General features: G+C 57.1%; 10 protein-coding genes. 6 read left to right on the top strand and 4 right to left on the bottom strand.

The window, feature by feature from the left end:
• Positions 1-576: 576 nt before the first annotated feature.
• From BRA1417_RS0113510 to BRA1417_RS0113485, 6 genes are all read left to right on the top strand, one after another.
• Complete coding sequence (locus tag BRA1417_RS0113510) at positions 577-1,569, top strand: glycosyltransferase family 2 protein (RefSeq protein ID WP_027516206.1); 993 nt, start codon at positions 577-579, stop codon at positions 1,567-1,569.
• Positions 1,570-1,824: 255 nt separating this feature from the next.
• A complete protein-coding gene (gene rfbF, locus BRA1417_RS0113505) occupies positions 1,825-2,595 on the top strand; it encodes a glucose-1-phosphate cytidylyltransferase (protein ID WP_027516205.1) in 771 nt (256 codons plus the stop codon).
• A gap of 19 nt (positions 2,596-2,614) precedes the next feature.
• Positions 2,615-3,658: an NAD(P)-dependent oxidoreductase gene (locus tag BRA1417_RS0113500; RefSeq protein WP_027516204.1), complete on the top strand. Its 1,044-nt coding sequence runs from the start codon at positions 2,615-2,617 to the stop codon at positions 3,656-3,658.
• A 13-nt stretch (positions 3,659-3,671) separates the two neighbouring features.
• Positions 3,672-4,238: a dTDP-4-dehydrorhamnose 3,5-epimerase gene (rfbC, locus tag BRA1417_RS0113495; protein WP_027516203.1), complete on the top strand. Its 567-nt coding sequence runs from the start codon at positions 3,672-3,674 to the stop codon at positions 4,236-4,238.
• Positions 4,235-5,152 (top strand): NAD(P)-dependent oxidoreductase, encoded by a 918-nt coding sequence (locus BRA1417_RS0113490; protein ID WP_027516202.1) that lies wholly within the window; start codon positions 4,235-4,237, stop codon positions 5,150-5,152. The genes rfbC and BRA1417_RS0113490 overlap by 4 nt, the downstream gene beginning before the upstream one ends.
• A 158-nt stretch (positions 5,153-5,310) precedes the next feature.
• Entirely contained in the window at positions 5,311-8,409 is a 3,099-nt protein-coding gene (locus tag BRA1417_RS0113485) for an efflux RND transporter permease subunit (RefSeq protein ID WP_027516201.1), read from the top strand.
• A gap of 35 nt (positions 8,410-8,444) precedes the next feature.
• Here the strand turns inward: BRA1417_RS0113485 and BRA1417_RS44000 are convergent, their stop codons facing one another.
• From BRA1417_RS44000 to BRA1417_RS41750, 4 genes are all read right to left on the bottom strand, one after another.
• On the bottom strand, positions 8,445-9,140 hold the full coding sequence (locus BRA1417_RS44000) for a hypothetical protein (protein ID WP_156948731.1): 696 nt from the start codon (positions 9,138-9,140) through the stop codon (positions 8,445-8,447).
• A gap of 64 nt (positions 9,141-9,204) precedes the next feature.
• Positions 9,205-9,450 carry a hypothetical protein gene (locus BRA1417_RS0113475; RefSeq protein WP_027516199.1) on the bottom strand — a complete coding sequence of 82 codons (246 nt, stop codon included), beginning with the start codon at positions 9,448-9,450 and terminating at the stop codon, positions 9,205-9,207.
• A 103-nt stretch (positions 9,451-9,553) separates the two neighbouring features.
• Positions 9,554-11,011, bottom strand: a complete 1,458-nt coding sequence (locus BRA1417_RS0113470) for a DUF535 family protein (RefSeq protein ID WP_027516198.1) — start codon at positions 11,009-11,011, stop codon at positions 9,554-9,556.
• Between the two features lie 83 nt (positions 11,012-11,094).
• Positions 11,095-11,835 carry a trans-aconitate 2-methyltransferase gene (locus BRA1417_RS41750; protein ID WP_051448332.1) on the bottom strand — a complete coding sequence of 247 codons (741 nt, stop codon included), beginning with the start codon at positions 11,833-11,835 and terminating at the stop codon, positions 11,095-11,097.
• Positions 11,836-12,189: the final 354 nt, after the last annotated feature.

The following is a 12,189-nucleotide window of genomic DNA, read 5'->3' as shown; positions in this document are numbered from 1 at the left end:
GCCGGGCCGGCGCCATCCGCCGCTGTGGGGCGTCATGTCCGGCATTCCCGTCGCTCTCCCAGTTAACCGGATTGATCTCGATGGTCGATCCTGTTGTGTTCCGGTATCGAAAAGGTTTACGCCGCTAAGCCGCTGGGAATACGGTCAACGCATGGTGTGGGATATCACGAAAAGCCGATGTGCCGCCCGCCGGCTTTCGGCCACCGGCAGTATCGAGGACGTGACCAGCGCCACCAGAGCCAATGCCCCGAGGCCCGGGGTTCGAGGGCAGGATGGGGCCCATGGGCACGGCCTCGCCGGGGATCTGAACGGATCGCGCCGGGTGCGTGCATGCCCGAACGGGACGTTGTTAGCGCGCGGCTGCTGCCGGGCAAGAGCCGCCGCCCTTCACTAACTGCCTCACGCGCGGGGAAGTTCAACGACGCGACGGTTTAACCACCGCTGTCGCACCCCCCTCGTCTGGCGTAAATCCATCATGCTATAGGGATCGGGTTGGACACCCTCCGAGCGTGCGCAGGCCTGGCACTGACACATTCAAATCGGCATCTCCCTCTGCTGCAGATCGGTCTTATCCCAGTGAAACTCCTCATCGTCATCGTCAGCTACCGCGTCACCGATCTTACCATCGACTGCCTGCATTCGGTCGCGGCCGAGATCGGCAGCGTTCCGGGCGCTCACGTCGCGCTCTGCGAGAACGGGACCGGGGCCGATTCCGCCGAACGATTGAGCGTCACCATCGAGGACAACGGCTGGGACGCGTGGTGTACGCTCACGGCCTTGCCCGTTAATCTGGGCTTCACTGGGGGCAACAACGCGGTAATCCGCCCGGCGCTCGACAGTGCCGATCCGCCCGATTACGTGCTGCTGCTCAACTCCGACACCATTGTCCGCCCCGGCGCCTTCAAGGCCCTTGTCGATTTCATGGATCATAGCCCGGCCGTTGGCGTGGCCGGCAGCCGGCTGGAAAATCCCGACGGTACGCCGCAACGCTCCGCGTTTCGCTTCCAGTCGCCTCTCAGCGAGTTTGAAGCCAACCTGAAGCTAGGTCTCGTCACCCGGCTCCTGAGGCCTTGGATTGTCGCACCGCCTGTTCGTGACGAGACGTTCCCCACCGATTGGGTCTCTGGCGCGAGCATGATCATCCGACGGCGGGTTCTCGAAGAAGTCGGACTGCTCGACGAGGGTTACTACACCTATTTCGACGATATCGACTACTGCTTCAACGCCCGCCAAAAGGGATGGCCGACCTGGTACGTCCCGGCCAGCCGGGTAGTGCATCTTGTCGGGCAGTCCACGGGTGTCAATTCATCGCCCAAGCCGCTCCCCCCATACATGCTGGAAGCCCGCCGCCGCTACTTCATTAAGAACCATGGCCCCGCCTACGCAGCATTGGTCGACGTTGGCGCCATCCTGGGCCAAGCTCTCTGGTCCCTGCGCGTGCGGCTCACCCGCAAGCACGATCCGACTCCGCCCCACATGCTTCTCGATCTAGTCCGTCACAGCGTGTTCAGAAAAGGTTTTGCCTTGATTGAGGTAGAGAATCCTGCTTTCGCGAAACAGAAACCATGAGGATCTTTTACATTGGCTGGAGGTAGGATATTACTTCTCGCAATTTGTTAGTCACGTGAACTGGACGAACTTCTTCAGTATCCCTCATGCTCATTTTCGGAACAGCATTCGCACGTTTTTTAAATAAACCATTTGGGCATTTCAATAATTTGGCCTCTGGCTAGAAGCCGGCCCTTGGTGTAGTTCGGAGTTACAATTCATATTCGCCTGGTATGTCACCCAGGCCCCGACGTCTCGTAGAACGGTGGTACCCGTATGAAAGCAGTCTTGTTGGCCGGCGGTCTCGGGACGCGGTTCGCCGAGGAGACGGATGTTAAACCAAAGCCGATGATCGAGATCGGAGGAAAGCCAATCCTCTGGCACATCATGAAGATTTACTCGAGCCATGGCATCAACGAATTTATCATCTGCCTCGGCTATCGGGGATACGTCATCAAAGAATATTTCTCGAACTATTTTTTGCACCAGTCCAACGTCACCTTCGACCTCCGAGAAAATCGAATGGAGGTGCTTCACAAGCATGCTGAGCCGTGGCGCGTCACTTTGATAGACACGGGCGAACAGACGATGATCGGTGGCCGGATCAAGCGGATTCTGCCCTTCGTCGGGAGCGATGACGCGTTCTGTCTCACCTACGGTGATGGCGTCGCAGACATTGATATTACGGAGGCAATCGCACTTCACAAGCGAGAAGGACGTCTTGCAACCGTCACCGCCACTCAGCCACCGGGACGATTTGGGGCCATCAAATCCGAGGGCAACCGTGTGACCGGCTTTCAGGAAAAACCGCAAGGGGATGGCGGCTGGATCAATGGGGGTTTCTTTGTGCTGTCACCAAAAGTCGGTGACTACATCGAGGGGGATGCCACCGTTTGGGAGAAGGAACCCATGACCAATCTCGCCGAGGAAGCTCAACTGAGCGTTTTCTTCCATCGCGGGTTCTGGCATCCGATGGATACACTTCGGGACAAACGCTACCTCGAAGATCTTTGGGCAAATAATAAGGCGCCATGGAAAACTTGGTAAATTGAACGGACCATTCAAAATGCGCATTCTGATCACCGGCCCTATGGGTTATGTGGGCCCAGTCCTGACTCGGCACCTGCGAAAGGCCCTTCCGTCCGCCGAATTGATCGGCTTCGACAGCGGCTACTTCGCCCACAACCTCACCGCCGCCGCAACACTGCCTGAAACCCGCCTGGATCGACTACATTTCGGCGATATCCGGCGGTTTCCGGCGGAGCTCCTAGACGGTGTCGACGCTGTGGTGCACCTGGCTGCTATTTCTAATGATCCGATGGGCACCGAATTCGAGAGCGTAACCGAGGCGATCAACGAACGTGCGAGCATCGCGCTTGCGCGAATGGCCGCGGAGCGCGGCGTAAAGAACTTCGTGTTCGCCTCGAGCTGCAGCATCTACGGTGCAGCAGAGGGTGGCCCTCGTCGGGAAGGCGACCCGCTCAATCCGCTCACGGCCTATGCTCGATCCAAAGTCGCGATGGAAAATGCGCTGCGGTCCCACAATGCCGGCAACATGACGGTAACCTGCCTGCGTTTTGCCACGGCCTGTGGAATGTCAGACCGACTTCGCCTGGACCTCGTGCTCAATGACTTCGTCGCAAACGCACTTGCCTCTAAGGAAATATCCGTCCTGAGCGATGGATCGCCGTGGCGTCCGCTCATTGATGTGTCCGATATGGCACGCGCCATCGAATGGGCCATTAGCAGATGCGCGGATAATGGTGGCGACGTACTCCTCGTCAACGTGGGAAGCACGAATGGCAACTATCAAGTGAAGGAGCTTGCGGAAGTTGTCGCAGCCGAATTGCCCGGTACTAAGGTCAGCATCAACCGGGACGCACCGCCCGACAAACGATCCTATCAGGTGGACTTCTCGTTATTCGCGAAGCTTGCTCCTTCGCATGTGCCCGCCACGCCCATCGCACAATCCGTCCGAAATCTTTGCACTGGTCTCGCTACGATGAACTTTTCAGACAGGGATTTCAGAGATTCCGCTTTGATGCGGCTTCGTACCCTGAAGGGGCACATTGCAAACGAACGACTTACTGCCGACCTCTTTTGGCAATGACTTCGAGAGACGCATGAAATTCCACAAGACCTCTCTACTCGGCGCCTACACGATCGAACTGGACAAGCGCGGAGACGATCGCGGCTTCTTCGCCCGGCTCTTCTGCCAGAAGGAATTCGATGCGGCGGGCGCTCCAATGTCAGCCGTTCAGATCAACAATTCGCTCAGCGCGAAGGCCGGCACGCTCCGTGGCATGCATTATCAATTGCCGCCGGCCGCCGAAATCAAGGTGGTCCGCTGCGTACGCGGAGCACTGTACGATGCGATCATCGACATCAGACCGGATTCTCCGACTTTCGGAAAATGGTTCGGCATCGAGCTGACCGCCGAAAACCGCCTGATGCTCTTGGTGCCGAAAGGCTTCGCACACGGTTTCCTGACGCTTTCGGATGATACCGAAGCATTCTATATGGTGAGCGAATTTTATGGACCGGAACAGGAGCGGGGCATCCGATTTGATGACCCTCGCTTCAATATTGAATGGCCCAACACGCCCGTCGAAGTTTCTTCGAAAGATAGGGCTTGGCCGGATTTCAGTCCAACCTTTCACGGAACGGAGCTGCTTCGGGGGCTGACGTGAGAATTCTGCTGACTGGAGCTAGTTCCTTCACAGGGCTTTGGTTTGCCAAAGCACTGGCTGAAAGGGGTCACAGCGTCACCGCCCCTCTCCGCTCAAGCAACTATTCGGGACTTCGTGGCCAGCGAGTGTCGAAACTCAGCAAGGTTGCTGAAGTCGTACACGATTGTTCCTTCGGTTCCGCACGCTTCCTCGATGTCGCGGCGCAGGGGCACTTCAATCTGTTCTGTCATCACGCATCACAAACAAACGATTACCGAAGCGCGAATTTCGACGCACTCCGCGCAACATCCGAGAACGTGCTCAATCTGAGTACGACGCTTCGAACCTTGAATGACAAAGGTCTTTCGGGTGTCATCCTAACCGGCTCAATTTTCGAGCAGGATGAGGGCGCCGGCAACGAGCCTCTGCGGGCCTTCTCGCCGTACGGGCTATCGAAGGGGCTGACCTGGCAGTACTTCCGCTTCCTGAGCGAGACCATGGGCTTCAGTCTTGGGAAATTTGTCATTCCCAATCCGTTCGGCCCCTTCGAAGAACCCCGTTTTTGCAACTACCTGATCCAAGCATGGTACAAGGGTGAGACGCCCTCCGTTAAGACCCCGCTCTACGTACGCGACAATATTCACGTTGACCTGCTTGCCGTCGCGTACGCTAGATTTTGCGAGTTTTTGCCGTCGAAGAACGGTATTGTTCGCACTAATCCGTCCTTCTACGTCGAAAGCCAAGGAGCGTTTGCCCAACGTTTCGCTCGCGAAATGGAAGCCCGATTAGACATGCCTTGCCCGATCGAATTGCTCCAACAAACTGAATTCACCGAACCTATGACCCGCATTAACGTGGATAGGATCAACGAAGCGGAATTCAATTGGAGCGAGGTTGCGGCATGGAATGCCGAGGCCGACTTCTATCGTCAGTAGACCTCAAATGGCGGAAACTTTCGAAACAGGTTCGCCGGTCCGGTTGCGGGTATTGCGCGAACAAGCACTGCTGGCAGGCGATTCCGGACCGTAGCAACCAAAAAGCACGGCTCGGCGCCGTCTGAAATTTTGACCCGTGAGGTAGCGACGTAAAGGCGATGCCGTCGATCTCACAACCATTCATTCGACGCCCCGTCGGCACCACACTGCTTTCTATCGGGCTACTGCTCCTTGGCATCGTCGCTTACAGGTTCTTGCCGGTGGCGTCCGTGCCGAACGTCGATTTTCCCACCATCTTCGTTTACGCGTTTCGCCCCGGCGCAGATCCTTCCATCATGGCAAGCACCGTGGCCGCACCGCTTGAGCGGCGGCTTGGCGAAATCGCGGGCGTCAACCAGATCACCTCGACCAGCACGCTCGGTCTGACCAGCGTGCTCCTTCAGTTCGACATCGGTCGGAGCCTCGATCGCGCTGCGAGGGACGTTCAAGCCGCAATCAACGCCTCGGTGCCCGATCTTCCGAGCGACCTACCTTCCTTGCCACGTTTTGGGAAGGCCAATACCTCCGGCGCCCCGGTTTACGTCCTCGCGCTTACATCGAAGACACTCTCGACCAGCGCTCTCTACGACGTCGCCGACACCGTACTACTGCAGCGCATCGCGCAGGTGCCAGGTGTTGGAAATGTTACGGTCAGCGGGGCGGATCAGCCGGCGGTGCGAATTCAGCTCAACCCCACGGCGTTATCGAACGCTGGGATCGCAACCGACAACGTCAGAACCGCGGTGATCAACGCCAATCCGCTTGGGCCCGTCGGGATCTTCAATGGCGAGCACCAAAGCGAGACTTTGTCGGTCAATCGCCAGATGCGCACGGCGACGGAATTTCGTGACATCGTCATCAAGAGCTCCAACGGTAATTTCGTGCGTCTCTCCGACGTCGCCGAAATCGAAGACTCCGTCAAAAACGTTCGTTCGGTTGCCTGGTTCAACAAGCAGCCGGCCGTCCTCATCGAGATCAGAAAACAAGGCGACGCCAACGTCATTGACACGGTTGACCGCGTGAAAGCACTTATCCCGGCGCTGAAGCAGTGGATCCCAGCCGCGGTCGAGATTTCCACTCTCGTCGATCGCACCGGCACAATCCGTGCCAGCGTGGTGGACATGCAATGGACACTACTGGCAACCGCGTTCCTCGTTATGATCGTCGTGTTCGTGTTCCTGCGCCGGCTTCCGCCCACGATCGCCGCCGGCGTCTCGGTGCCACTCGCCCTTGCTGGAACAAGTGCCGGTATGTGGGTCGCAGGCTTCTCGATCGACAATCTCTCACTGATGGCACTTGCGATCTCGGTTGGCTTTGTGGTCGACGATGCCATCGTCATGATCGAGAACATGCACCGCAATCTTGAGCTGGGTATGCAACCATTCCAGGCTGCGCAGGAAGGCGCGCGGCAAATTGGGTTTACTGTAGTCTCCATCAGCCTTTCGCTGGTCGCTGCCTTCGCTCCACTGATCTTTATGGATGGAATTGTCGGCCGCCTGCTGCGAGAATTCACACTGACGCTGACGTTCGCGATTCTCGTCTCCACTCTGGTATCGCTGACCGTCACGCCGATGATCTGCGCCCATTACATCCGGCATACCACTTCCAGAAGCGCGACACTATTCGACCGCCTCGTCGAGGGCTTCTTGTCGCGTACGGTCTCGTTCTACACCCGCACCCTCGGCGTCGCGCTCGAATTCCCATTCCTGACATTGCTGGTGTTTTTCGCAACCATCGCTTTGACGGTTACTCTCTATATCAAGGTCCCGAAAGGCTATTTTCCGACTGACGATTCCGGTTTCGTCATCGGTGCAACGCGCGCCTCCGCGGACACCTCGTTCCAATCGATGCTGGGCTTGCAGCAACAGCTCGCGGACATTGTTCTCGCCGATCCGGCCGTGGCCGGTCTCGGCTCAGTTGTCGGAAGCGGCGGGGGCCCAGGAGGCCAAGGCGCAAACCGCGGCACCATGTTCATCAACTTGAAACCACCTGAGCATCGCGGGTTTGTCTCCACGGAAAGCGTCATCGATCGATTGCGCCGCGCTCTCTATCCGGTCGCCGGGATTCGCCTGTTCATGTTCGCCGCCCAGGATGTGCGCGCCGGCGGACGGCAAAGCGACTCTAATTACCAATATACACTCACCAGCACCGATCTCGGCCTGTTGCAGCAATGGGCTCCTATCGTCGCGAAGCGTTTGGAAACCGTCGTGGGGATTACGGACATCTCCAGCGATCGCGATCCGAACGGTTTACAGCTGACACTCTCTATTGACCGCAAAAAGGCATCGATGCTCGGCGTCAAAGTGCAGGACATCGACAACGCGTTGAACAACGCGTTTTCGCAGCGGCAGATCTCGACCATCTACACCCAGCGCAACCAGTACATGATCGTGCTGGAGATCGACCCGAAGTTTCAAGTCGATCCCACCAACCTCGACCGCATCTATGTCGCCGGTTCGGGCGGCGTACAGGTGCCGCTGTCTGCCGTGGTGCATGCGACGCGGGGGGTCGCCGCACTCGCCGTCCACCATTCGCAATCGTTCCCATCGACCACGGTGTCCTTTAACCTGTTGCCTGACGTGCCGCTCCAAGCAGCGACGCAGAACATCCAGCGCGCGGTCGAGGAACTGCATATGCCGGAAGGCATCCGCGGCAGCTTTGACGGCAATGCCGGCGATTTCGCCAAGACCAGCGGCCGCCAGCCGCTCCTGATCCTGGGCGCGCTGGTGGCGATGTATATCGTGCTCGGCGTGCTCTATGAGAGCCTCGCCCATCCGCTCACGATCATCTCGACGCTGCCCTCGGCGGGCCTCGGCGCGCTGCTGGCCTTGCAGCTCACCAATACGCCGCTGACGGTGATCGCCTTCGTAGGCATCATCCTGTTGATCGGCATCGTCAAGAAGAACGGCATCATGATGGTGGATTTCGCGCTCGATGCCGAACGCCAGCGTGGCCTGTCTTCGGCGGAGGCGATCTTCGAGGCCTGCCAGGCGCGCTTCCGCCCGATCCTGATGACGACGATGGCGGCATTGTTCGCCGGCATTCCTCTCGTGATCGCGACAGGCCCCGGCACCGAGCTTCGCCGCCCGCTCGGCATCACCATCATCGGCGGGCTGTTCGTCTCTCAGATCCTCACCCTCTACACGACGCCGGTGATCTATCTTTTGATCGACCGGCTGCGGCGGTCGCCCGATAAGACCGTCGTACCAGCGGAATGATGCTTCAATCCTCAGGCGACAAGGCGCGCCACGAGCTAACTCCGAAGGCAGTTTCTTGTCGCCAGAATTGAGGTCTGCAAGGGCCAGGTAGCGTCCGACGTCATTAGGATCCGGCGGCGAAGGGCAAGGAATCCAATGCCTGGGAAACCAATAATCATCATCACCCAAGTGGAAGCCTCCGGAACTGCCGAGGAGAAGACTTCGAATTGGGTAACGGTGCCTTCAAAGGCGAAGTTGCCTAGCCCGTCGAGCTTCGTCAGCGACGTAAAATTACCAGCATAGCTATACTGCGCGCCTGTCGAGTCCGCCTCGTTGAAAGATATCTGGTCGATTGGAGGCAACGGCTGATACTGCGTTAGGTCCAAAGGCAGGATCGAAGTGGAACGATATGGCCCGTCTAGCAGAACCTGAATCCCGCCGCTGAGCGTTGGCGTATATCCCGCCCATTGGCCAAGTTGCCCATTGGGCGTATTGTCATAGGAGACTTCGATGTACAGTGAGCTACCCGTAAAGTGGTTGCCTGCTAGATCAACGGAGATGGATCCCGCGTTGCTGAACGTTTCATAGACAGTCGAACTCGAAACGCTGCAGGACGAACAAGGGGTCGACGGATCGATCCGTATCGTTCCGGTGAACGTATCTCCGACTGCTACGATTGGGAGAGCCAACGCAATCGATGGCGAGGCCAAGCCGGCAAGCAGGACTAAAAGGCTTCGGGATAATAAATTCATCACGCTACTCCTTATGCACTCAATGTCCGGCATGTTCCGTAACGTGTCAATGGATGAGGGCGGTTCAGCGCTTACCGGCCTGGAAGCGGACACACATCTGGAGGAAGTCGATTTTACTGTCGCGAAGCACACGCGCGGCAACGCTTGCGGCCAGCATCTCTTGAGAATTGGCCGTCGCGATTGCATTGGAGTCATCACGACCGGCAATTGGCGTGCTCTCAGGCAGGTCTTGCAGTACCCACTCAGCTTTTAAATCGTTGAAATCGTAGGCACGTTGATCGTGATCCTCGCCGCTCAGATAGCGACGCATACAAGTTCCCCTAACTGGACGCCCAGACCAACAGACATCCAAGCTCCAAGGCCATCCCGAACGGTGGGAGTGCTAGCTAAGCTGCCTCATGTGGCTGAAAGCCCTATCTAATGCGCCGGCGCTTGAGCGCGCCCAGCTCGATGGAAGCGAGCAAGAGTCGAGGTATCACCAGAACTAGGGCTGCCATAGCGCCGAACGTCAGCAGATCCAGGGCCTCTTGCCAATTCGAGATCGCAAAGCTGTATCGTGGTGGTAGGTGCAGAAAATTAAGAGCCACAAGACAAACCGCACCGACAACTAAGGTGACACGCGTTCCGAGACAAAGAGAACTTACGAACACAAGGATGAAATAGAGTTTGAAGATTCTTCCCAGCGCTCTGTCCGCATCCAATTGGACATCAACGGCCAATCCCAAGGCGAGAATGGCTATCGCTACTCCTGCACGAACAGCTATAGGGCTCCGCCTGAGTCGAGCCAGTGTCCTTATTCGCTCGCCAGCTCGCTCGGGGATATTCCCCTTCAGCATCCAGTAGGTCGCATGGACGAAAGCCAAGCCAACCGCAAATCCAATCCAGGTCCCGCCCATGAAGTTCGTGGACGCTAAAACGAATATTGCGCCTGCGTAAGCCAGAAACCGCAGCAGTGTATCCAGGCTCCTTACGTCACCTTGCTGAAGCTCAGCTGCAGGGCGGGGCCTCTCCAAGCGCTGCTTCACCAGGCGTTCGGACAATCGGTCCTCAATATCCGCAAACATTGCGCTACGCTTTCGATATTGACTCCTCTTCTTGGCCGGAATCTCATCTTCTGCCTTGGTCGAAAAACCAATGGGCAAGGCGTAAAATCCATGACCATCATATTGGCCGCCGCGCTCCTGCCAAATCTCATCATAAGCCAGTGAAAATCCGTCACTCTTTCCGGAAAGGGGATGGTTGGCTTGCGCTACGGCTAGAATGTGGTCAACGCCAATGACCTTGCAGAACACCTTGAAGACCTCAAGGATGAAATCTCTAGGGCGAACACCATGGGCACATTTTGTGAAACGCCTATAGCGCTCGAGAACATCCTCCTCACCCTCAACCTGCCGTCGCCCCTGAATTCCCCCGATGAAAGCATTTAGTCCAGCTGCATCCGCCCGCAACGAGAAGCTAACACTGAAGATCCGGTCAGGGCCTCCCCACAGACTCAAGGCGAGCTGACCTTCTCTAAGCAACCATCGCGGCTGATCAAGACTGATCCTGTAACCAGAACCCTCGGGCAGCTCGATCAGATCGGTGACAATGTCCGCCTCTGCACCTAGCGCCCCTCCAATTGCCTCGACCGTTTCGACATGGCTTATCGCGGTATTGAGTTTCGTTGCAGCATCCCAGTTCGCGGAAATGAATCGACCGTAAACGATCTCGATGATCTCCGGGCGAACGCGAAGATAGCGACCGAGCGCACTAGCTCGCCGCGCGAATAGCATCCGTTTCAGAAGATGGGCGTGCCTTAGAATTGCGAGGCCGAGCGCGAGGCTGCTCACAATCTTCGTATGAGCTATTCGTGAGAAAAAATAAGAGAACATGCGTCGCCTGGCAGTTGAAAAATATGAAGCAACAGCGCGAAATTCTTGAGAGCGCAGTTCTCCTGAGACACAGAGTGTGATTTTCAGTCGAGATAATTAAAGGCTACCCACCCGCTGCCTTGAATTACAGGCTGCCAGCCGCAGCTTGTAAACTCGTGTATGTGAACGGGATTGGAGTAGACGATGAAAATTGGACGGCGATCGCTTTCGTAGGAAGCCCGCAGGTGCAAGGCAACTTTCCGGACCACGTGTGAATCGAATGGATTGTAGAGGTACACGAGCGCTGCCCCGGAAGGCAGAACAAACTGCGCTGCGTCTCCGACTAAGACCTGTATGTCCCCTCGTAGTCCTTGGGCAGCTGCAACACTGACGTTCTTGCGAGCGGCTTCAACGAACGACGGCACGAAATCCACTCCAATGATCGCCTTGAATGGAAATTGTGCGGCAAGGATTAGGGCTCTGCCCTTGCCACAGCCAAGATCGACGAAAGTGAACTCTGAAAGCGGCAGATCAAGCATCTGCATTATCTGACTGAATTGCGCTGGCTCGGTCGCGATGTGCGCAAGGCCATGCTTTGCATTCTCGCCAACGATGCCACCCTGGCCTGCGAGGTTTTGCACTCCTCCTGTATCCGTACCAAAGCGTTGGTCAAAATTGACGTCTGCCTCCATCTTCTGCTTTCGCCAAGCAGCTATCGCCCGGTCCTGGAAGCCCAGTCGCCTAAGCACGCGACCGATTAACTCCCGAAAGCCGAACTCCGCATGCACCACCTTTGCGCGGTGCAGATAGAGTGATAGAGTTTCCGCAATGCTCGGCCGCCTCATAAAAATCTCGCGCCTTGATCAATTTCTAATTGTGCCGCGGAGAATCAGCCTTCGCAAGGCCTTCGGGCGAGTTTCTCAATCCTCGGTTAACCGAGGAAAGGTTCTCACCATGCCACTTGCTTTTGCTGGCGTGGCGGACCGCAAAAAAGTGCGGGCTAAACGGCGCAGATCGATCATGAGAGGTTAGTGCTCGTGACGGAGCTTGCGCGGCAAAAGCGCTCAACTCGAATTGGCGTTCTACGTGCTGGTCGGCGCATCGCGCCGGAGATATGTCGCAGTGCGGCCGAACAGACCATAGATGTGACCGCTCTTCTGCTCTCGACGGCACAAGATTACGTTGCGCCTAATCTTGAC

Source organism: Bradyrhizobium sp. WSM1417 (genome assembly GCF_000515415.1).
In the GTDB taxonomy this organism is placed as follows: Bacteria; Pseudomonadota; Alphaproteobacteria; order Rhizobiales; family Xanthobacteraceae; genus Bradyrhizobium.
Note: the sequence above shows the minus strand (reverse complement) of the source record. Positions and strands in the feature narration are given on the sequence as shown.

Coding starts and splice junctions, on each gene's coding strand:
- BRA1417_RS41750 (WP_051448332.1), bottom strand. CDS start 11,835: ATGAGGCGGCCGAGCATTGCGGAAACTCTATCACTCTATCTGCACCGC.
- BRA1417_RS44000 (WP_156948731.1), bottom strand. CDS start 9,140: ATGAATTTATTATCCCGAAGCCTTTTAGTCCTGCTTGCCGGCTTGGCC.
- rfbF (WP_027516205.1), top strand. CDS start 1,825: ATGAAAGCAGTCTTGTTGGCCGGCGGTCTCGGGACGCGGTTCGCCGAG.
- BRA1417_RS0113470 (WP_027516198.1), bottom strand. CDS start 11,011: ATGTTCTCTTATTTTTTCTCACGAATAGCTCATACGAAGATTGTGAGC.
- rfbC (WP_027516203.1), top strand. CDS start 3,672: ATGAAATTCCACAAGACCTCTCTACTCGGCGCCTACACGATCGAACTG.
- BRA1417_RS0113475 (WP_027516199.1), bottom strand. CDS start 9,450: ATGCGTCGCTATCTGAGCGGCGAGGATCACGATCAACGTGCCTACGAT.
- BRA1417_RS0113500 (WP_027516204.1), top strand. CDS start 2,615: ATGCGCATTCTGATCACCGGCCCTATGGGTTATGTGGGCCCAGTCCTG.
- BRA1417_RS0113485 (WP_027516201.1), top strand. CDS start 5,311: ATGCCGTCGATCTCACAACCATTCATTCGACGCCCCGTCGGCACCACA.